We start from the raw sequence: 21,645 nt of genomic DNA, 5'->3' as shown, positions 1-21,645 counted from the left end.
CGCGCGATACCGGACCCGCGAGCCCTCTGCAACCGGGCCCGCAAGGCGTGGCATTAAAGACTGTGGTAAAGCCGTGCCAGGCCTTCAGCCACGGTGGTTGGCGACCCCAGGTCAAAGCGTTCGCGCAAGCGGCGATTGTCGGCCTTGGAATGCCGGATATCGCCCGAGCGGGCAGCGGCATGACTCACGCTTAGGGGTTTGCCGCTGATCCGTTCCAGGGCCGTAATCAGGTCATTGAGCGTGGTGACCCCGCCGAGACCGACATTGGTGGCATCAGCCGCGGGCTGGGGGTGTTCCAGGCCCTGGAGCAGGATCTTCACCAGGTCTTCGACATAGACAAAATCGCGGGTTTGCTCGCCATCGCCGAACACCACGATCGGCCGTCCGCTTTTCGCTCGCTCGCTGAAAATGCTGATCACCCCGGAGTACGGCGACAATGGGTCCTGGCGGGGCCCGAAGATATTGAAGAAGCGCAGGATCACCGGCTCCAGTCCATGCTGGCGACGATAGAAATTCAGGTAGTGCTCGCTGGAAAGCTTGTCCGCGGCATAAGGCGTCAGGGGGGACTTGGGCGTGTCCTCATCAATCGGGGTGCCCTCCCCGTTATTGCCGTAAACCGCGGCACTGGAGGCAAAGACCACTCGACGGATGCCCGCGGCGATCATCGCCTCGCATACCCGCAGCGTGCCGATGAAATTACTTCGATGAGTAGCTGCCGGGTGTTCGACCGAGGCATGGACCGAAGCGACAGCCGCCAAGTGCACCACCGCGCAGCACCCCTGCATGGCTTCAGTGAGGGTCGCGGCATCGGCGACATCGCCGACCACCAGTTTCAAGGCCGCGCTGTCCATCGGCAGGTTGCTGACCTTGCCGGTAGAGAGATCGTCCAGAACCCGAACGGCATAGCCTCTTGCCAGCAACGCATCCACTAAGTGGGAACCAATGAAGCCAGCCCCCCCGGTTACCAGTACTCGTTTGGCAGACATAGATCATCCCTAAAAAATATCGCAACCCCCATCGTCTAAAACCGGCACCCCCACGAAAATGAGCCATGGCTGTTGGCCTTATGGCTGATCTTTCCGTGGATACCTGATCTTTAACAAAGGCTGTATCGCCTTTTTCTGGAGGGCCTCAGAAGTCCGGCGTCAAAAAAACATCAGTTAAATGACGCAAAACAGAAGCGGATACTGGGATACGAATGCCATCATGTCAATAATACGTCTAATTTTTAAGATGAAGCTGTTGGCGTCAAAAAAAGCCAGCATATTGACGCGCGTCCCCCTGGAGCTCTGGGCTTTGCCCCGGCAATGGAAAATCCATTTTCACGGCGATGCGCGCGCCTTGAACCTCTGCATGCGGGACCTGAGTCGGAATCACGCCTCATTGATCTCAAAACACGACACCCGTATTGAGCGGGGCACCCGAGTGCTATAGAACCCCTTGGCGGTATTGGTCAGCGCGGCGCCATCTTTGCCCTGCTGCGTATTTACCCGCTCCGTTTCCATTCAGGTATCGAGTATGAAATCAAAAATAAACCAAGCCTTGATTACCCCTGCGCTCTTCTCGCTTCTGATGTTCCAGTGGACGCCTGTGTTTGCCGAAGAGGCTGCCAGTTCCCCCTCCAATCTCTTGACCGCGGCGGTTGCCTGGAAGCAGACGGCGGCTGAGTTCGAGGCGCTTTATTACCAAGGCTTCAACATCGCCAGGATGCGTCTGGACCAGGCCCTGCAAGCCCGCAAGGACGGCGACCGACCGTTGGCCGTCATCAGCGATGTCGACGATACCGTGCTGGGTAGCAACAGCTACTGGGGCTACATGATCAATTCGGGGAAAGAGTTTTTCGATGACGGCGCCTGGGACCAGTGGGTCGCCGACAATGGCCCGGTCGCCACGCCCGGGGCAGTGGAGTTCTTGAATTACGCCCAATCGAAGGGGGTCGAGGTGTTCTACGTCACCAGCCGCGACCAGGGCGAAAAAACCAAGGAATATGCCCTGGCCAACTTGCGCAAGAACAAGCTGCCGTTTGCCGATGAACAACACCTGACGGTCTATCGCGACAGCTCCAACAAAGAGCCACGGCAAACGGAAATCGCCAAGGACTACGAAGTGGTGGTCATGCTGGGCGACAACCTCAATGACTTCAAACGCAAGTACTACGTCGCGGACGTCAAGCAGCGCAACAGCCTGATGACGGAAGACAAAGAGCAGTTCGGCCGCAAGTTCGTCCTCTTCCCCAACCCTACCGACGGCCATTGGCTCAAGGCGATCTTCGGTGATTCGGAGCCACCGGCCACCCCGGAAAACCGCGCCAGGTTCAAGGCCGCGGCCGAATCGACAGCCTGGCAACCAAAGCAGTAATCCTGGGCCACCTGTCCTGCCCGCGCCGTTCGAAAACCGGCGTTTTTCCGCAACCTTCTGAACGCTGCATATCCACTCAAAATGATTGGCCCGGCCAGCATTTTGAGTGGAACTGACTAGACCGCAATCGCCCCCGCCCGCCCCGACTCCACCACAAAGGACTTGAGGGTCGAGACACTGGCATACGGGTCCCTGGGGTCGGAAATGATCCGTAAGTGGGTCAGCATCTTCCGTTCTTCCAGCTCCACCGCCACATATCCCCGCCAGCGGCTCTCGAAAAACCTTACATGGGGATTGAAGGGCAGGATGGCGTCGAACGACTGGCCGTCGGACGTGACCGAGGTGCCGACGAATTCAGTGGCGACGATCCGCGAGTCTGGGTCGTGAGCGCGCGCATGCAGGTCCGTGACCCAGAACGAATGAATGTCGCCGCCCCAGAACACCGGGTTACTGGCTCGCCGGCGTTCGATGGAGGCCAGCACGCGTTCGCGAGTCGCCCTGTAGCCGTCCCAGCCGTCGGTCCAAGACCCCAGCGCCTGGCTCGCCGGGACGTGCTGGAGCAGCGGCGCCACCAGCAGGTCCTGGGCGATCACATTCCATTGCGCCCGGGACTGGGCCAGGCCCTGGTCCAGCCAGGCTTCCTGCTGCCAGCCCAGCATGGTGCGCCCAGGGTCGCGCAAATCCAGGCAACTGTCTTCGGCGATATGCCCCTGGTGGCTGCCATTGGGCGCAATGCACGGTTGCTCGGAGCGGTACTGCCGGCCGTCCAATACATGGAATCGGGCCAGTCGCCCATAGTCCAGGTTCCGATAAATGCGCATGTCCGGCCCCCGCGGCAGGCTGGTGGCGCGTAGAGGCATGTGTTCGTAGAAGGCCTGATAGGCCGCCGCGCGCCGCTTGAGGAACGCGGCTACCGGAGTCCCCGGATCCTGGGACCAGCGATTGGCGTAGTCGTTCTGCACTTCGTGATCGTCCCAGGTCGCCACGCTGGGCGCGCTGGCATGCAGCGCCTGTAAGTCAGGATCGGTCTTGTACTGGGCATAGCGGTTGCGATAGCCCGCCAGGTCCAGCGCCTCGTCACTGCTGTGGGGGCGAATGATCTTGCCGGAGTCGGGCGCATAGGATTTTTCGTAAATGTAATCGCCGAGGAAGAACACCAGGTCAGGTTGTTCCGCGGCCAAGTGGCGGTAGGCACTGAAGTAGCCGCGCTCCCAGTGAGAACAGGAGACAAAGCCCAGCCGCGCCGACGCCATCGCGTGCAGCGGCGGAGCCGTGCGCGACTGCCCTGTCGGACTCTGCGCCCCGAGGCTTTCAAATTGGTACCAATAGGGCCGCCCAGCTTCCAGCCCCGCGACCTCGACGTGGACGGAATGGGCGAAACGCTCAGTGGCCATGACTTCGCCTTGTTTCACGATCCGCCTCATCGCCGCGTCACTGGCCACCCGCCAGCGCACCGGCACCGAACGGTTCAAGCCACCACGCCCATCGGCCGCGTTGAACAACGGCGCCAGGCGGGTCCAGATGACAAAGCCATCCGGCAGCGGATCGCCCGAGGCCACGCCCAGGGTGAACGGGTAGTCGATGCCGGCACTACGGGCGAAGGGGCTGAGGATCGAAAAAGCCGTCGCCACCGCCAGGCCCGACAGCACCCGGCGACGGCCCGGATCCACCGGCTTGCGGATATCGTCGCTCATGACGCGGGCCGCCAATCGGCGCGCAACAGCCCGTACGATGGAATCGCTGCGGTGTTGTCAGCGATCCCGGGGCCGTTGGCCAGCTCGAACAGTGTCTCGGCCTGGTGTTTTTGCAGCGCTTTGAGCGCCAGTCGCGGGGTGAGTAACGAAGGAAGTACAGCGCTCATGTCGAGGGGCTCGCCGATAAATGCGCAAAAATGCGCCCCTGGCATGTCAATTTCATGACCATCAAAAATAACTGATGGTTCTTCTGAAATCCGCGTCCTAGACACCTAAAAGCTTAAATTAAAGTTAACCAATCGGTCATTTTCCGTTGCTAGCGTGGCGCCCCTAATCAATGACGGGGTAACGGAATGAGAACCTGGGACGAACCGAAAAAACGCAAGGCGCACATCGAACTGATCCCGATGATCGACGTGATGATGTTCCTGTTGGTGTTTTTCGTACTCGTGAGCCTGAACGTGATTCCGGCACTGGGCATGAAGACCCAGTTGCCCAGCGCCAGCAGTTCGCAACAGCTCAAGCCGCAGAACAAGTTCATCCTCACCCTGGGCCTGGAAGGCCAGTTGCAGCTCGATGGCAAGGACCTCAGCGTCGAAGCCCTGGTGCCGGCGCTCAAGGCTGCGCAAAAGCCTGACAGCAAGTCGACCATCATCGTCAACAGCGACAAGGGCGTGGAAGTCTCCCGCCTGGTCGAGGTCATGGACACCCTGCGCCTGGGTGGCTTTACCTCGGTCTCCATCGCCACGCGCAAGTCCTGATCATGTACGCCCTGTTTCGTGCGCGTCAGTTGCTGGGCAGTGTCCCGGCCCTGATCGCCCTGGTGCTGATTGCACTGGGTGTCCAGTCGCAAACCCTGAAAGTGCAGCCGGTGTATGACGAGTCGGCGGTTGAAATCGCCCTGGTCGAACCAGAACCGGAGGCCGTCCCCGAGCCCGTGGTGGAACAGGAACCACCGCCGCCGGTCATCGAAGACGAAGACGCCGAGCCGGCCCCTCCTCCGCCGCCGCCCAAGCCACAACTAAAGCCACTGCCGAAACCCAAGCCCAAGCCCAAACCGCTGCCCAAGCCAGCGCCCGTGGCCGCCAAGGCAACGCCGACACCCACGCCGCCGGCCACCGCCAAACCCGTGCAACCCGCCGTCGCCCCGACACCGACGCCTGCGCCACCTGCCCCGCCGAAAGTCGACGGCCAGGCCCTGGAAGGCGGCTATCTCAAAGGTTTGCGCAACGAGCTGGACACCTACAAGCAGTACCCCACCGGACGCCAGGCGTCCCTCGAACGCCCCAGTGGCGAGGTGGTGGTCTGGTTGCTGGTGGATCGCCAGGGCCGCGTCCTCGACTCCGGGATCCAGACCCAGGCGTCAAGCATGCTGCTGAACCGGGCCGCCACCAACAGCCTGCGCCGGATCAAGCAGGTCAAGCCGTTCCCCGAGCAAGCCTTCGGTGGGCGCAACGAGCAACGTTTCACCGCCACCTTCAACTACAGCGTGCAGTAAGCACCCAACAGCAGGACGACAGTGATGAAGTTCACCCGGATTCATCTGGCACTCGTTGCCGCGAGCATGGGCCATGGGATCGCCATGGCAGACACCAGCGACAGCGACGTCGGCACCATTGGCGTGCAAGGCAAGGCCACGGCGGGCGGTGGCTACATGGTCCAGGAGGAGAGCGTCAAGGCGCGCTCCACGGTGACCAAGGAGGCGCTGGATAAACAGACCGCCACCGGCAACGCCGTCGACAAACTCAAATACACCCCGGGCCTGAACATCTCCAGCGAAGATGCCACCGGGCTTTCGGGTTTCCGCTTCACCATGCGCGGGCTCAACTCCGACCAGGTGGGGATGTCGGTGGACGGCATGCCGATCAACGACTCCGGCAACTACGCGCTGTACTCCAACCTGCTGGGCGACCCGGAAAACATCGAGCAGATCTTCGTCACCCAGGGCGCGGCCGAGGCCGATGGCCCGCACATCGGTTCCAGCGGCGGCAACATCGGCATCGTGACCATCCGCCCGACCAAGGAAACCGGCGCCTTCGTCAAGCAGGTGGCTGGCAGCAACGGCACCTTCAAGACCTTCGCCCGGCTCAATACCGGCGAAGTCAACGGCCTGAGCAACTGGCTTTCGCTGTCCCACACCGAAGGCGAGAAATGGCGCGGCGACGGCGCGGTGCGGGCGGACAAGGTGGAATGGAACAGCTTCTTCGACATGGGTGGCGGCAACACGGCCAACCTGATCCTCAAGTACCACGAGCAGGACAACAACAGTTACAGCCAGTTGACCAAGACCCAGTTCCAGCAGAACGGTCGCAAGTACGACCCCTACCCTTCGACGCCGGCCCTGGGCAGCAACGGCAAGGTCAGCAGCTACTACGCCCTGGCGCAGAACCCGTTCCAGACCTTTACCGCGGTGCTCAACACGCAATTCAAACTGGCCGACAACCTGGCCCTGTCGGTCATCCCGTATTACTACTGGGGTAATGGCAGCGGCGTGGGCGCCTCCAGCTATGCGCTGAACAGCGGTTCGAACCGGGGCGGCGTGTTCGACCTCAGCAACCTGCAGACCGCCGCCCAGTACAACGCCGACGGCTCCTCCACCAGCGGCGTCTATTACCGCCCTTCGCGCACCCAGACCTGGCGTCCGGGCATCACCACCAAGCTGAACTGGGACCTGGGCGACCACAGCCTGCAATTCGGCTACTGGTATGAGCGCGCGCGCCAGAGCCAGACCCAGCCGTTCATTCCACTCAAGAGCAGCGGCAAGCCGGAAAGTACCTGGCCGGATTCGGATAACGTGGTGGACGCCAATGGCAACAAGGTCCAGGGTCGCGATCGCTTCACCATTACCCCGGCGCAGAAAGTCTGGGCCCAGGACACCTGGTATTTCGCCCCGGACTGGACCCTGGTGGCGGGCCTGGCCTACATGAACGTCAAGCGGGACGGCAGCAACCACGGCAGCCTCACCGAACAGCCGGAAAAGCGTCACCAGACCTATAACAAGTTGCTGCCCAACGTCGGCCTGAAATACCAGATCGACGAGCGCGACCAGGTGTTCTACAGCCTGTCGCGCAACATGCGCATCCCACAGAACTACGTGCTCTACGACCAGGGTGTCGGCTCCATCGATTCCAAGCCGGAAACCAGCTGGAACCACGAGCTGGGCTGGCGCTACAGCGGCGACGACATGACCCTGGCCGCCACCTTGTTCTACATGCAGTTCAAGGACCGCCAGGTCTCGTCCAGGGACATCAACGGCGACTTCGCCGACATCAACGCCGGCGCCGTCGACAACAGCGGCCTGGAACTGGAATGGAGCGGCCTGCTGCCCCACCACTTCAACTACTACACCTCCTACACCTATACCCGCGCCGAGCAGCAGGACGACCTGACTGTCTACAACGCCGGCAAGGCCATTGTCCTGCCCACCAGCGGCAAGCAGTTCGCCAACGTGCCGAAGAACATGCTGGCGGCCAACATCGGCTACGACGACGGGCGCTTCTACGGCACCTTCGGCGGCAAATACACCAGCAAGCTGTATGGCGACCTGACCAACGACGAAGCCATTTCCGGACGCACCGTGTTCAACCTCGGCGCCGGTATCTACCTGCCAGTGGACAAGAAAGTCATCAAGGACGCGACCCTGCGCCTCAACGTCGACAACCTGTTCGACAAGAAGTACCTGGACGGCGTGTACACCACCAAGACCAACGCCGCGCCCTACGGCGGTTTCCGTGACGGCGACCCGGCCTACATCGTGGGCCTGGAACGGACCGTGACCGTCTCCCTGGAAGCGAATTTCTGATCGTCATCCGCCATTATCGAAGAATGAGGTAAAGCATCATGGACATGAACCTGCTTCACGACATCACCTTCTATGTGATGTATGCCGCGGTGGCCATCGCGATCTTCATCGCCATCGAGCGCGGTCTCTACTTCGCCTATGTACGGCGCCAGGCCAGGGCGTTGATGGAGGCCCTGGGCGGTCACGTGCACAGCGAGCGGGATTTGCCGCAAGGCGCGACCCGCCGCGACAGCCTGCCCTTGAGCATGGTCCTGCCAGTGCTGGCGCAAAAGGCTGCCCAGGGTTCGCGCAAGGACCTGGACGACGTGATCGAGAGCCAGTACCTGTCGACCCGCGCGCCACTGGCCCGCAGCCTGTGGATCATCGAGACCATCACCACTGCCGCCCCCTTGCTAGGCTTGCTGGGCACCATCCTGGGGATCATCGACACCTTCAAGGCCCTGGCCAGCGCCGGGGTGTCCGACCCGGGCCAGATTTCCGGCGGTATCGGCACGGCGTTGTTCGCCACCGGCCTGGGGATCGCCATCGCCCTGTTCTGCGTGGTGTTCCATAATTTTTTCCAGGACAGCCTGGAGCGCATCAACGATCAACTGAAGATGCTGCTGATCCGCGCGGCCACCGGCGCCCGTGTGCAGGATGAGGTGCCGCAGCGGGTGCCGAGCCCGTTGCACAGCCGCACCGCGTAATTTCCCAGGGCGGGCGCAGGCCGCGTCCGCCTTTTTCCGATATGAGACGCCTATGTCCGTATGCATGAAGTTTCCACGAGCGCTGCTCAGCGTTCGGATCGCAGGCCTGGCTGGCTTGCTCGTCAGTCCGCTGGTCCAGGCGGACTTTGCCATTCCAGGGTTTGAGTTGGTGCATACGGTGCCGGTGGACACCGCGCTTGGCACGGCGGATCTGCGGCAACCCGGCCCCGTGTGGATCGAGCTGTTCGATGGCGCGAAAAGCCGGATCGACATCGGCCAGTTTTATGCGGCGGACCATCCCGGGTCGGTGCTGGGCACGGTGATCGAACACCTTGAGGCGGCCGGCAAACGCGGGGTGAAGATTCGCTTCCTGCTGGAAGAAAAGGGCCTGAAGCTGTCAGATCCCGCCACCCTGGAGCGATTGCGGGCGATTCCCAACCTGACCTTCCGGGTACTGTCCTACGCCCAGGTGAGCGGCGGGATCATCCATGCCAAGTACATGGTGGTGGATGGCAAACAGGCGTTCGTCGGCAGCCAGAACTTCGACTGGCGCTCGCTGGAGCATATCCACGAAACCGGGTTGCGCATCAGCGATGAAAGCACCGTGGCCCAGGTGCAGGCGATCTTCGAACAGGATTGGCAGGCCCAGGCGGCCGTGGCGGCAAACCAGCCGGTGCCCCTGCCCGCCCCCGGCCAGCCGCCGCTACGCCGCGGCAATTACCTGGTGGCCAGCCCGCAGCGCTACAACCCGCCCGGCGTGGGCGACTCGCAACAGGAGTTGCCGCGCCTGCTGGCCGAAGCGAAGAACGAAGTGCGGGTGCAACTGCTGGACTATGCGCCGCTGTCCTACGGGCCTGACCGGACCCGGCCCTATTACGCGGTGATCGACAATGCCGTGCGGGCAGCCGCGGCGCGGGGCGTGTCGATCAAGTTGCTGGTGTCCAACTGGAACACCGACAAGCTGGAACTGCCCTACCTGAAAAGCCTGGCGGTGCTGCCCAATGTCCAGGTCAGGATCGTCACCCTGCCCCAGGTGCCCCAGGGGTTCATTCCCTATGCGCGGGTGATTCACAGCAAGACCATGGAGATCGATGGGCAGGTGGCCTGGGTCGGCACCAGCAACTGGCTTGGCGGTTACCTGGACAATTCGCGCAACCTGGAAGTGGTGATGCACGACAGCGCGATGGCCAGGCGCATCGGTGAGCTGCACGGGCAATTGTGGGATGGGCCTTATGCCAAGCCGCTGGAGGTGATGGCTGAGTATCCGGATCCGCATCCGGGCACGCCGTGAAGGCAAAAAAAGGCCGAGCCTTTCGACGGCTCGGCCTCCTGTCCAGCGTTCAGCGTTTTGACGCAACCATCGCCTCCACCGTGGTCACTCTGTCCGCACCGGCCGTAGCCTGCCCTGCCCCGCGCGCCACCTGCGCCCGTACTGCAACAGCATCCTGCAGGATCACCTGCGCGGCCTTCTCCGCCGCCACATAGATCGAGGTGACGATGAAGAAGCCGGGGATTTTCGGGAAGATCGAGGCGTCCACCACCCGCAGGTTGCCCACGCCGCGTACGCGGAAGGCGCTGTCGAGCACGGCCATCGGGTCGTCGTCGGCGCCGATCGGGCAGGTGCAGGAGGCGTGGTGGCCCCAGGCCTGGTTCATGACGAAGGTCTTGAGCTGTTCGTCGGTCTGTACCGCGTCGCCGGGCAGTTCTTCGCTGGCGATCAGCCCGGCGTCTTTCAGCGGCTGGGCCAGGTTGCGCACGAACTTGATGCCCTCCACCACCGATTGCAGGTCTTCGCCCTGGGTGTCGCTGCCCTCCTCGAAGTAATGGAAGTTGATCAGCGGGGTGTCGGCCGGGTCTTTCGAACGCAGGGTGACGTAGCCGGCGTTGTTGTTGGTATGGGCCTTGAGTATGGCCCAGGTCAGGTAGTTCAGGTGCTCGACGATCAGCTTCGAGTAACCGGGGAAATAGCCGCGAAACAGCGCCAGCAGGGAGAAGCAGAACAGGTCTGGCAGCGGCCGTTGCTTCAGGGATTTCTTGATGATCGCCAGGACCGCGCCGTTGGTGCTGTAGACCCCGACCTTGCCCTTGGCCCACTCCTCGTACTGCGGATCGCCCTTGGCGTAGCGCGCGCCCTTGAGCACTTCCCAATTCTCGAAGTTCATCCGGTTGACCACCCCGACCTCGTAGCGGTCCTGCAGGTTGCGCCCGACGCCCGGCAATTCGACCCGCACCGGGATGTCCTTGGCCTCCAGGGTTTCGCGCGGGCCGATGCCGGAGAGCATCAGCAGTTGCGGGGTGTTGAAGGCGCCACCGGCGAGTATCACTTCACGGCTGGCGTGCACCTGGCGCAGTTCACCGGTGGCATTGCGCGGCAAGGTGCAGGCCCGGTACAGCCGCGCGCCCTTGATGTACTCCACGCCATAGGCGCGCTGCTGGTCATCGAGCAGCACCCGGGTCACCAGCGCGTCCAGCTCGATGTGCAGGTTGTCCGGGTGGCGCTTTTGCACATCCAGCAGGCGTTCACGGGTGCCGTGGCGATGGTGATGCCGGGTGGTCAGCGGCGGATAGCGCAGGCCGATGGCTTCCTCGCGCACCAGCCGCCAGTCATTGGGGTCGCCCACGCCCTGCAATTGCCAGCCGATGCGCTTGAGGGTTTCGCCCAGGGTCTTGAACGCCTGCTCGGCGGACTTGACGATCGAGCGCACCAGCGACAGGTCGTCGATCACCGCTTCCGGCACGGCCTTTTCCACGTGCAGCCAGCCCTTGAAGCCATGCCGCGACGGGTTGATGCCGAACCAGGAGAGAAACCGCTGGAACGGCCGGTGGTGGCAGTTCTCCAGGTTCTGGAAGTGCTCGCGCATGGCACTGGCGTTCCACGACGGGTCACCGGTGATCTGCGCGATATGGTCCCAGTCCTGGTTGTGCGGGTAGACGGTGATCATCGCATTGTGCGCGGTGCAGCCGCCCAGGCAACTGGCCCGCGGATACAGCACCCCGTCGACGTTCTCGCCCTGGAAGGTCCGGGTGAACTTGGGGTCCTGCGACTGGCGGGCATCGTTGCTGTAGTGGCGGACGAAGAAGTCCCAGCGCATCGCATCGTTCTCGGTGGAGCGCGGGTGGAACGCCGGCACCTGGTACTCCTCCGGCAGCCGCGGGGCGGTGGTGTCCGCCGCCGCCGGGTCGCTGCCCGACTCCAGCACCAGCACCTTGCGGCCCTGTTCGGCCAGGCGGGCGGCGACGGTGCCGCCCCCGGCCCCGGAGCCGACCACGATGTACTCGTAATCCGTTTCGTTGTTCATCGCTGGCCACCTAGAAAGTTTTCAGCAGGGCGATCAAGGCCCGTTTGTCTGCATCACTCAGGGGCGCTTCCTCCTTGAGGAAGCTGGTGCCGAAGTAATGCCCCTTGTCCACCACGAAGTCCGGGCACTTGCTCACCTGCAGCAGCGGCTTGACCAGGCCGGCGAAGACCTTGCGGGCTTCCTCGTCGGAGGCACCAGGCGGCAGTTGCTTGAGGTCGTGCTTGATCTTCAGCAGCAGGTCCAGCACCTGGTCGCGTTTCTCCAGGTCGATGTTGGACAGCAGGCTCACCGGCGTACCTTGCGGGATCGGCCCGAGCTGGATGCCGTCCTCGCCGAACAGCCACGGCAGCCAGTGGCTGAACAGGCCTTCGAGCTTCTGCAGGAAGGTCGGCAGATAGCCGCTGCTGACGCGCAGATAGCTGGTCTCACTGGTGACGTCGACGGTGCCCATATGGGTCTTGCCGGAGCGGGTCATGACCTGGAAGTCGCCGGTGCGGTGTTCCGGCCACAGCAGCATCTCGATCGAGCTGTCGAAGGACGCCATGCGGTCCTCCACCCCGCCCTTCCAGTGGAATTGACCCAGGCGGTTGTTCAGCAGCAGCGGCGCGGTGGACCACACGCTGACCAGCGAGGCCGGCCGCGTATAACCACGTCCGCCCGCCGGCATCGCGTATTCCCAGGGCTCGCCGGTGTAGGGGTTCTGCACCAGCACCGAGCCTACCGCCGGCAATTGCTTGTACGACTCCGACGAGAAGTTGTCCCAGATATTGCCGCCCAGGGCGTTGGTCGCCAGCGGGCTGCAGGCGTTGGTTTCGGTCAGGGTGACCGGCACCCGCAGCTCGGTGGAGAGGAAGTTGTCGGTCAGGAACTTCTCATCCTTGACGATGGCGCGCATCGCCGTCTTGAACTCCGGCGTCTTGCTCCAGGTCCAGTAATTGTTCCAGCACTTGAGGTAACCGTCGTTCACGCAGCCATGGTCGGGAAAGAAGGTCCAGGCCTTTTCCGGCAGTTTGCTGGAGTGACAACGGGCGCAGGTGTCGGCGAAGACTTCCTTGCCGCGCTCCAGTACCGCCGCCGGTTCGCTCAGGTGTGCCGCGCCACCGGGAGCGTTCTTCAGGTAGTCCGGGGTCGCCGAGGCCAGGAAGAACAACGCCAGGTCCGGGGTCTGCGCCTCGTTGGCGTTCCAGTAGGAGGAGTTCTTGCGCGCCACGTCGATGCGGAACGGGGTGATCGGCTTGCCGCCGATCAGCGGCCGGAAGTGGGTGGTCCACTCCTCGCTGTACAGGCCGATATTGATGAACACCCGGTTCAAGGCCCCGAGCGCGCCCACCGAGTCGGCACCGTCCTTGAGCACCCGTGGGGTGAACACCGTGTCGGGCTTTTTGTAGAACTGCGCCAGCGGGCTGTCCGGCGGCACGCCGGGCACCTCGTTGAACTGGCGGTTGTTCAGCCCGCCGCCGGCGAGTTTTTCCTTGCCCAGGTTCGAGGCCAGCTCGATGCGCGCCTTGAGGTTGTAGACCGCGTTCATGGTGCGCGGGTTGTTGATGTAGTCGGTGGAGACGAACGAGGTGTCCAGCGCTCCCGGTTTCGAGGTGTGGAACAGCTGGTACGGGAAGCTGCTCGGGTCCTGGTTCCACATGAAGATCCGGTCGACCCAGAAGTACTGCGCGCCAGGGTTGGAGTTGAGGTTGGACCAGGCCGGATGTTCAGGGTCGGCCGGCGGGTTGGTCGGGTTCGGCCCGACATGGCAGAAGCCGCAGGACATGCCGACCCGGTAAGGTTTCACCAGCTTGTTGTCGTTGTAATAGGCCGGGTCTTCGTAATAGCGCTTGGCGTCCCACTTCTTCTGCGCGTGCTCGTCGAAGTCCGGGTTGGGGAACAGCCGCAGGCCGACGATCCCGGTGCCGTAGCCGTAGTAGGAGCCCACCGGCAGGTTCTTGCCCCGGGCGCCGATCTTCACCCCGGGGTACTTGGTTTCGTCCTCGAAAGGGTCGGCGGCGCAGGACGGGTCACGCTTGTCCAGCCACAGGCCGTAGCGATCGTCACGCGGCCCCTCGCCCTTGACGTAGCAGGGTTCGTTGACCACCCCCAGCACTTGCCAGCGTTTATCGCGGTTGTATTTCAGGCTCGGGTGGTTGGAGACGGTCTTGAGCAGGTCCAGGTTGCCGACGCTGTCGCGCGAGAGCTTGTCCCACAGCGCATCGTTGCCGGCGGTCCAGACGATCCAGTTGTTGCGCCCGCGGGCGAAGGCCTGGAGCGCCTGCTGTTCGGTAATGCCGGGGATGAAGGGCGACAGTCGCTCGACCAGCAGTTGCGGTTGCCTGGACACGCCGTAGTCCATGTCGGCGAAATAGTCCTCGTCGGCGCCTCTGAGGCTTCCGGCATCGCGGCCGACGCATTTGGCTTCGTCGAGTCGCTCGCCGGGCTTGTCGCCGCAGGGGTTTTTCGTATCGCTGCTACAGGCCTGTAACAGCACCAAAGGAAGGAAAATGCTCAACATCAGCTTCACGGGTGTCATGCGCTGCTCCTTGCATGTGCTGCAGACCGGTCCCTCTGTCCTTGGGGACACCTGTGTCGCGACCGGTTCTTTTTCTGATGGCCGAACAACCGACTGCCTGCGCACCGGGCCGGTTAACCTCGGCACGCCAATCGCCTTACAACGCCCTACAGCCGCCATACTAGGCCATGGCAAGCGGCTCAATACTTCCATTTGGCGATGAAAAGCCAGGGGTAATTGCGATTGGCTATCGGGCTTCACACTCACCGTTCCGGCTGTCGGAAACGCTACTGGCAACCCGCTGTTTTCCTGCTTTAACTTACTCGTGAGGGACGGATCACCCTCTCTTTCGCGAGGCTGCACATGGACAGGAAAAAGCCCGCTTCTTCGGCTCAGGATGCTCAGTTTCACGCCGAACATGCCCGTATCGACCAACGTCGGGATCTGCTCGGCCTGGCGCGCAAAAGCGCCGGCCACTGGGCCGTTGCCCTGTCCGGTGGCGGCATTCGCAGCGCCACCTTCTGCCTCGGCGTGTTGCAAGCCATGGCCCGGGCCAGGGCGCCGGATGCCGTGGGCGAAGAACCGGGCATCGGCAAGCGCCTGCTGGCGCAGTTCGACTACCTCTCCACCGTCAGCGGTGGCGGTTACCTGGGTTCGTTTTTCGGCAGCCTGTTCCTGCCCGGGCGCCTGCGTGGACGGGAAAACGCCCAGGTGGTGGCCTGCCCCGAAGTGCAGGCCGCAGAAGATGCCTATGAAGTGCTCGACTTCGAGCCTCCGGGGCGCATCCACACCCATATCGACTACGCCAAGGCCCCGGTGGGCGAAGCACCGCTGGCCTGGCTGCGGGAGAACGGCCGCTACCTGACCCCGGGCGGTTCGGGCGACCTGTTCTATGTCCTGGGCCTGTCGCTGCGCAATCTGCTGGCGCTGCATTTCGTGATCGGCATGCCGCTGTTGTGCGTGCTGGCCCTGGCCACGTTGCTGCAAGTGAGCATCGCCGGTAGCGACCTGTGTTCACCGATCACTGTCCTGCTGCCCATGGGCCTGATCAACCCCTTGTGCGGTTCGCTCTGGTGGCTGCCAGGGGGGGCGACAGTGTTCGGGGTGATACCGCTGATGCTGGCGTTCTGGATGGTGTATTTCCGCAAGAACCAAGACGACGCGGTGCGCCTGCGCAATTGGGCAACGCTGCTGTGCAGCGCGGCCGGCGCCCTGTTCATCGCGCTGGCCTTTACACCCAGAGGACTGGACGTTGAACTGCGCACACTGCTGATCGTCTGCGGGCTGGTCATCTGGCTCGGGGTGCTGGCCTGCATCGGCGTAGCCCTACGCCTGCGTTTCAAGCGCGACAAAGACGACGCGCTGGCGCGCAACAACTGCGTGCGCACCTACCGGGTCCTGGTCACCCGCTATCTGGCCCAGGTCCTGATCTTCACCCTGATGCTGGGCTTCTTCGCCCTCGTACCCTGGCTGGCCCAGTGGATCTACACCAGCGAGCAACGCGCGCAACTGATGTCGCCTACCGGCGCCCTGCCGCTGTTGATCGGCGCGATCCGCGCCCTCTCCTTCCTGTTCGACGACAAGGCCCTGCCCAGCTGGGTGAGTCGCCTACCCCTGAACGTGATCGCCGGTGTCGCCGGCATCGCTATCTTTCTGCTGGTGGCCCTGCTCTGGGGGCTGCTGGTGCAGTTCGTGCGCTATCATGGGCCGGATGCCGACACCGTGGCGCGCCTTTGCGGCCTGGCTGGGCTGGCATTGATCCTGAGCCTGGGGACGGGAAACTTCATCGGCTTTCTCAACCTGTCCTCGTTGCAATCCTTCTATCGCAGCCGGCTGACCCGGGCGTATCTGGGCGCCTCCAACGGCCTGCGTTTCGCCGGCAGGACGGCCAAGATCCGCAAGCAGCGCCTGAGCGTCGCCGAAGCGCTGCCCGGCGACGACGTGCCGATCGAGCAGTACTACGGCGTCACCACCTGCGCGCCGGTGCACCTGGTCAACGTCACCCTGAACCTTACCGTCGACCCGGCCGAGCAACTGGTACAGCGCGACCGCAAGGGCAAGCCGTTGTGCTTGGCGCCCAATGGCGCGGAGGCACCCGACAGCGTCAGCTACATCCTTGACGGCGAACCGCGCAAGCGCTCGATCAAGAACAAATGGTTCAGCGAGATCTACCAGCCACGAGGGCTGGCCGATTGGGCTGCGACCTCCGGCGCAGCGATCTCCACCGGCCTTGGCCGGGCCACGACACTGGGCACTTCGCTGTCGTTTGGCCTGACCAACCTGCGCCTGGGCACCTGGTGGCCGAGCAATTTTCTTGAAGGCGACAAAAAGTCCGACAGGCCCCGGCGTTGGCGGGACAAGTTATGGGGCACGGTGTTTCCGACACAGACTTACCTGTTCTATGAGTTGAGTGCGAGTTTCCACGGCCTGAATCGCAACTATCAGTACCTGTCCGACGGTGGCCACTTCGAAAACACCGCCACCTACGAACTGATCCGCGAAGGGCGCAAGATCGAGGTGATTGTCTTGTGCGATTGCGGCGCCGACCCGACCTACCAGTTCGACGACCTGGCCAACCTGATCCGCCTGGCGCGGATCGACCAGGCCCTGGAGATAGTGGAAGACTCGGACGTGCATAGGGTGCCATTACTTGCGCCCTACTTCGGCCATACCCGCAACTTCAGCCACCCGGGCCCCGACGACAGCCTGCGCTGCGCGATGCTGTTCAACGTGCTCGATCGCCAGGGCCAGCGCACCGCACGGATCCTGCTGCTCAAGCCACGCCTGATCGCCGGGGTGCCGGTGGACGTGCTCAATTACGCCAACGCCCACCCGACCTTCCCCAACGAAAGCACCGCCAACCAGTTCTTCGACGAAGCGCAGTTCGAAAGCTACCGGCAACTGGGCCTGCAGATCGGCCAGACGCTGTTCGGCAGCGGCGAGCCGACCCCGGTTTCCCAGGCGTTGTGGAGCTACCTGGCATCCGGAAGCCGGCAAGCGGCAGCAGCGCATACCAGCCTTGACCGGTCTCCGCTGCCAACCGCCACCTAAGGCGTGGAAAACACTCCGGTATCGGTCAGCGTCCGGACATCGACCCGATGGGGAAAGATCTTCTTGGCCACGAACAGGTCATCGACTTCCTGCAAGGCCTGCATGTCCTGGGCCGCCACCGGCAGCAGCGACTCGTCGCCCCAACGGCGCAGGGTCTGCGACACCTCCAGCGGGATGTCGTTGACCCTGGCGAAGACTCGCGCGTATTCGTCCGGGTTCTGCCGGCCCCACTCCAGGGCCTTGGCGAAACGTTGCAGGACATCGCTCAGGGCCTGGCGCTTCAGTGGGTCGCTGAGCACTTCGTCCGAGGCAGTGATGAAGTTCAGCCCGGTGTTGATGCCCTCGCCGCTGATCAGCACTCGGGCACCCTGCTGCTCGGCGAAAGCCTGATACACGCCGAAGGTGGCCCAGGCCTCGATTTGCCCGGCATTGAAGGCCGGCAAGGCGTCGGTCGGCAGCACGAAGCCGACCTTGACGTCCTTCTCGTCGACCCCGGCGTTGGCCAGGGCGCGAATCAGCAGGTACTGGGCAATGCTGCCGCGGGCCGACGACACCACCACATTGCGCCCCTTGAGGTCGGCGACGCTGCGGATCGGCGAATCCGCCGGCACCAGGATCGCGATGCCGCGCGCCTGGCCGCGGCGCACCGCGACGATGCGCAACGGCGCGCCACCGGTGGCCGCCGCCAGCACCGGGGTATCGCCGGCGGGCGCCAGGTCGACGGCACCGGCGCGCAGGGCTTCGAACAGCGGTGCGGCGCCCTGGAAGTTCGCCCACTGCACCTTGTACTCGATGCCCTCCAGGGCGTTCGCCGCCTCCACCACCGTGCGCAGGCCCTTGGCCTGGTCACCGAGGATCAGGGTGACGCCGGACAGGTCCGAATGATTCGCGGAGCTGGATTTGCTTTCGCCGCCTTCACCACAGCCACCAAGCAAGAGCATGGCGCCCGACAACAGCAGGACCGTGGCTTTCCAGAGGCGCGAACCTTGGTTCAGCAAAGGATCAACCATGGGCGAACCGCCGGATACTCGAAGGCTGGTGCGCAGTGCCGGCTGCTGGCAGCGCGGGCTCCGCCGCTTCCACCCCCAACAGGCTCAGCAGGCGCGCGCGGATTTCCTGGAAACCGTCCTGGCCGGTGTCCCGCGCGCGTGGCAGGTCGATGCTCAGTTGCTCGGCGATCTTGCCGTTGGCCAGCACGATGACCCGGTCGGCCAGGAGGATGGCTTCGTCGACATCGTGGGTCACCAGCAGCACCGCCGGCGTGTGCTTGCGCCAGAGGTCGATGATCAGCCGGTGCATGCGGATCCGGGTCAGCGCATCCAGCGCGGCGAAGGGTTCGTCGAGCAACAGCAGCTTGGGCTCGCGCACCAGGCCGCGGGCCAGGGCCACGCGCTGGGCTTCGCCACCGGAGAGCGTCGCCGGGTAGGCTTCCAGGCGGTGGGCCAGGCCGACCTCGGTCAGGGCCTGCACCGCGCGGGCGCGGGCATTGGGGATGCGCAGGCCGAGGATCACGTTCTTCCAGGCGCGCTTCCAGGGCATCAGGCGGGGCTCCTGGAACACCGCCGCCCGCGCCTTGGGCACCCGCAACTGGCCGCTGTCGATGCTGTCGAGCCCGGCCAGGCTGCGCAGCAAGGTGGTCTTGCCCGAACCGCTGGCGCCCAGCAGTGCGACGAACTCCCCCGGTGCGATGTCCAGGTCCAGGCCGTCGATGACCCGCTGCTCGCCGAACTGGCGCACCACATTGCGCAGTTGTACCGGATGGGCGGCTTTGGTCGCGTCCACAAGATCGATGCTCGACATATCAATTCCTCACGAAAGTTGGGCGCCAGGCCAGGGCAAAACGTTCCAGGGTGCGGATCAGGCCGTCGATCAGCAGGCCGAGGACGCTGTAGATCAGCAGGCAGATGACGATCACGTCGGTGCGCATGAAGTCCCGCGCATCACTGGCCAGATAACCGATGCCAGCGGTGGTGTTGATCTGCTCGACGAACACCAGGGCCAGCCAGGAAATCCCCAGGGAATAGCGCAGGCCAACGAAAAACGAGGGCAAGGCGCCCGGCAGGATCACGTGCCAGATCAGCTCGCGCCGGCTCAGGCCCAGGGTGTTGGCGGCCTCGATCAGCTTGGGGTCGATATTGCGGATACCGGCGAACAGGTTCAGGTACACCGGGAAGGTGGTGCCGGTGACGATCAGGGCGATCTTGGTGAACTCGCCGATGCCGAACCAGAGAATGAACAGCGGCACCAGGGCCAGGGAGGGAATGGTGCGCAGCATCTGCATCGGCGAATCCAGCACCACCTCGCCGCGTTTCGACAGGCCGCTGATCAGCGCCGCGACTACCCCGATGCTGACGCCGATGCTCAAGCCCACCAGCGCCCGTTGCAGCGACACCAGCAGGTGCTTGCCCAATTCACCGGAAGCGATCATGGCCCAGAGCGTGCCGCCGATCTGCGACGGCGCGGCGATCACCCGCTGGGGAATCAGCCCCCAGCGCGAGGCCAGTTCCCACAACAACAGCAGCACGATCGGGCTGATCAGCCGCAGCAGCGCCTCGGGGGTGCGCCAGTTGCGCAGCCACTGCGGGATCCAGCGAGCCCCACCCTGCCCTGTACTGTTGAAGCGAACGGCCTTATCGACGGAAAACGAGCTGCTGGCGCCCGGTGTCTCGAAAGTCTTGTCGCTCATCAGGCTTCCTTCCTCATCAAGCCCATGGCCGGAGGCGCCATGTTTCAGCTTCGAATTCATGCTATTCGCATAAAAAATCGCAGTGAAATTCTTTTTGGGAATAACCTAATATGATTAAAAATCAGATAGAAAATTAACCAGATAAATTATTTGCATAGTAAGACGGCTCGGCCAACGCCCTTTGCGGGGTGTGCGAATGCAGCGCTATAAAATGCACATTGCTGATACATGGATATTTAAATAATCAGTTAATTTAATAATTAACTTAGAACAAAACGGCATTTCACACCCTGCCCCGCTGCGCCTACTTTCGACACCACGGACCGACCCCTTGCCCGGTGGAGGCTGAATCACGCCTATTGGAAAACTATTGGAAGAAAACAGGGAATCCACCATGAGTATCGAATTCATCGGTTTTATCGGCGGCCACCACGCCTCGGAAATCCACCCACGCAGCGGCCCCGTGCTGCAACCCGACTACGTGGAGAAAGTCGCCCGCGCCCATGAAGACGCCGGCTTTGACCGCGCCCTGGTGGCGTTCCACTCCAACAGCCCGGACAGCACCCTGATCGCCGCGCACGCCGCCAGCGTGACGAAAAAGCTCAAGTTCCTGATCGCCCACCGCCCGGGTTTCGCCGCGCCGACCCTGGCCGCGCGCCAGTTCACCACCCTGGATGTGTTCAATGGTGGGCGCACCGCGGTGCACATCATCACCGGCGGCGATGACCGCGAGTTGCGCGCCGACGGCAGCTACATCGGCAAGGACCAGCGCTACGCCCGCACCGACGAATACCTGGACGTGCTGCGCCAGGAATGGACCCGCGACCAGCCCTTCGACTATCAAGGCCAGTATTACCAGGTCGAGGGCGCGTATTCGGCGGTGCAGTCGCCGCAACAGCCGCACATTCCGCTGTACTTCGGCGGTTCCTCGGCGGCGGCCATCGCGGTGGCCGGCAAGCATGCGGACGTCTATGCGCTGTGGGGCGAAACCTACGAGCAGGTGCGCGAAGTGGTGAGCCAGGTGCGTGCCGAGGCCGCCAAGCATGGTCGCAGCATCAGGTTCAGCCTGTCGTTGCGGCCGATCCTGGCGGATACCGAAGAGCAGGCCTGGGCCCGCGCCGAACGCATCCTGCAGCAGGCTACGGCTCTCGCCGAACGGAACGGTTTTGTCCGCCGCGAACCACCCAATGAAGGTTCGCGCCGCCTGCTGGCGGCAGCGGCCCAGGGCTCGCGCCTGGACAAGCGGCTGTGGACCGGCATCGCCGGGCTGCTCGGTGCCCAGGGCAACTCGACGTCCCTGGTCGGCACCCCGGAGCAAGTGGCCGAAGCCCTGCTCGACTATTACGACCTGGGCATCACCACCTTCCTGATCCGCGGTTTCGACCCGCTCGAGGATGCCATCGACTATGGCCAGCGCCTGATCCCGCTGACCCGCAAGCTGGTAGTCGAGCGCGAGCGGCTGGCCGCGGAAAAAGTCGCCTGAGCTGAAACCCCGACGCATGGAGCCCTGATCGCCCTGTAGCCGCTGCCGCAGGCTGCGATCGGGGCGCAACGCGCTATTACTGACCCTTG

At 63.4% G+C, this 21,645-nt stretch carries 15 protein-coding genes and 1 pseudogene; 8 read left to right on the top strand and 8 right to left on the bottom strand.

Annotated elements, in window-relative coordinates; all coding sequences use genetic code 11:
- Window positions 1-53: 53 nt before the first annotated feature.
- On the bottom strand, window positions 54-986 hold the full coding sequence (locus AC07Y9_RS16500; protein WP_102679724.1) for an NAD-dependent epimerase/dehydratase family protein: 933 nt from the start codon (window positions 984-986) through the stop codon (window positions 54-56).
- 532 nt (window positions 987-1,518) lie between these two features.
- Between AC07Y9_RS16500 and AC07Y9_RS16495 the strand changes: the two genes are divergently transcribed.
- Entirely contained in the window at window positions 1,519-2,358 is an 840-nt protein-coding gene (locus tag AC07Y9_RS16495) for a 5'-nucleotidase, lipoprotein e(P4) family (protein ID WP_007925533.1), read from the top strand.
- 116 nt (window positions 2,359-2,474) lie between these two features.
- On the opposite strand, the gene AC07Y9_RS16490 is transcribed toward AC07Y9_RS16495, so the two are convergent.
- Window positions 2,475-4,052, bottom strand: a complete 1,578-nt coding sequence (locus AC07Y9_RS16490; RefSeq protein ID WP_102679726.1) for an alkaline phosphatase D family protein — start codon at window positions 4,050-4,052, stop codon at window positions 2,475-2,477.
- A gap of 35 nt (window positions 4,053-4,087) precedes the next feature.
- Window positions 4,088-4,219: pseudogene (locus tag AC07Y9_RS16485) on the bottom strand (GNAT family N-acetyltransferase); the annotation flags it as partial.
- Window positions 4,220-4,405: 186 nt separating this feature from the next.
- Here AC07Y9_RS16485 and AC07Y9_RS16480 point away from each other — a divergent pair.
- The 5 genes from AC07Y9_RS16480 (at window position 4,406) to AC07Y9_RS16460 (ending at window position 9,831) form a co-directional block, all read left to right on the top strand.
- A complete protein-coding gene (locus AC07Y9_RS16480; RefSeq protein WP_007925526.1) occupies window positions 4,406-4,813 on the top strand; it encodes an ExbD/TolR family protein in 408 nt (135 codons plus the stop codon).
- Window positions 4,814-4,815: 2 nt separating this feature from the next.
- A complete protein-coding gene (locus AC07Y9_RS16475; protein WP_102679727.1) occupies window positions 4,816-5,550 on the top strand; it encodes an energy transducer TonB family protein in 735 nt (244 codons plus the stop codon).
- Between the two features lie 24 nt (window positions 5,551-5,574).
- Window positions 5,575-7,854, top strand: a complete 2,280-nt coding sequence (locus AC07Y9_RS16470; RefSeq protein WP_087090940.1) for a TonB-dependent receptor — start codon at window positions 5,575-5,577, stop codon at window positions 7,852-7,854.
- Window positions 7,855-7,892: 38 nt separating this feature from the next.
- Window positions 7,893-8,540: a MotA/TolQ/ExbB proton channel family protein gene (locus AC07Y9_RS16465; protein ID WP_102679728.1), complete on the top strand. Its 648-nt coding sequence runs from the start codon at window positions 7,893-7,895 to the stop codon at window positions 8,538-8,540.
- A 64-nt stretch (window positions 8,541-8,604) separates the two neighbouring features.
- A complete protein-coding gene (locus tag AC07Y9_RS16460; RefSeq protein ID WP_256580937.1) occupies window positions 8,605-9,831 on the top strand; it encodes a phospholipase D-like domain-containing protein in 1,227 nt (408 codons plus the stop codon).
- A 49-nt stretch (window positions 9,832-9,880) separates the two neighbouring features.
- On the opposite strand, the gene AC07Y9_RS16455 is transcribed toward AC07Y9_RS16460, so the two are convergent.
- Window positions 9,881-11,839: a GMC family oxidoreductase gene (locus tag AC07Y9_RS16455; protein ID WP_102679730.1), complete on the bottom strand. Its 1,959-nt coding sequence runs from the start codon at window positions 11,837-11,839 to the stop codon at window positions 9,881-9,883.
- Window positions 11,840-11,849: 10 nt separating this feature from the next.
- The gene (locus AC07Y9_RS16450; protein ID WP_102679731.1) at window positions 11,850-14,357 is read right to left on the bottom strand and encodes a hypothetical protein; all 2,508 of its coding nucleotides are present in this window, start codon (window positions 14,355-14,357) and stop codon (window positions 11,850-11,852) included.
- Between the two features lie 342 nt (window positions 14,358-14,699).
- Here AC07Y9_RS16450 and AC07Y9_RS16445 point away from each other — a divergent pair, with 342 nt between their 5' ends.
- Complete coding sequence (locus AC07Y9_RS16445) at window positions 14,700-17,387, top strand: patatin-like phospholipase domain-containing protein (protein ID WP_256580938.1); 2,688 nt, start codon at window positions 14,700-14,702, stop codon at window positions 17,385-17,387.
- On the opposite strand, the gene AC07Y9_RS16440 is transcribed toward AC07Y9_RS16445, so the two are convergent.
- From AC07Y9_RS16440 to AC07Y9_RS16430, 3 genes are read right to left on the bottom strand one after another with little or no spacing between them, the layout of a single operon-like run.
- The gene (locus AC07Y9_RS16440; protein ID WP_102679732.1) at window positions 17,384-18,397 is read right to left on the bottom strand and encodes an ABC transporter substrate-binding protein; all 1,014 of its coding nucleotides are present in this window, start codon (window positions 18,395-18,397) and stop codon (window positions 17,384-17,386) included. The two genes, AC07Y9_RS16445 and AC07Y9_RS16440, sit on opposite strands and share 4 nt — an antisense overlap.
- Window positions 18,390-19,187, bottom strand: a complete 798-nt coding sequence (locus AC07Y9_RS16435; protein ID WP_102679733.1) for an ABC transporter ATP-binding protein — start codon at window positions 19,185-19,187, stop codon at window positions 18,390-18,392. The genes AC07Y9_RS16440 and AC07Y9_RS16435 overlap by 8 nt, the downstream gene beginning before the upstream one ends.
- A gap of 1 nt (window position 19,188) precedes the next feature.
- Window positions 19,189-20,073, bottom strand: a complete 885-nt coding sequence (locus AC07Y9_RS16430) for an ABC transporter permease (protein WP_102679796.1) — start codon at window positions 20,071-20,073, stop codon at window positions 19,189-19,191.
- Between the two features lie 394 nt (window positions 20,074-20,467).
- On the opposite strand from AC07Y9_RS16430, the gene AC07Y9_RS16425 reads away from it, so the two are divergent.
- Window positions 20,468-21,556 (top strand): LLM class flavin-dependent oxidoreductase, encoded by a 1,089-nt coding sequence (locus tag AC07Y9_RS16425; RefSeq protein WP_102679734.1) that lies wholly within the window; start codon window positions 20,468-20,470, stop codon window positions 21,554-21,556.
- Window positions 21,557-21,645 lie beyond the last annotated feature (89 nt).

The sequence above is a fragment of the Pseudomonas sp. GW456-L12 genome (assembly GCF_059424045.1).
The sequence above is the reverse complement of the archived record's forward strand: the minus strand, read 5'-3'. Positions and strand labels throughout refer to the sequence as shown.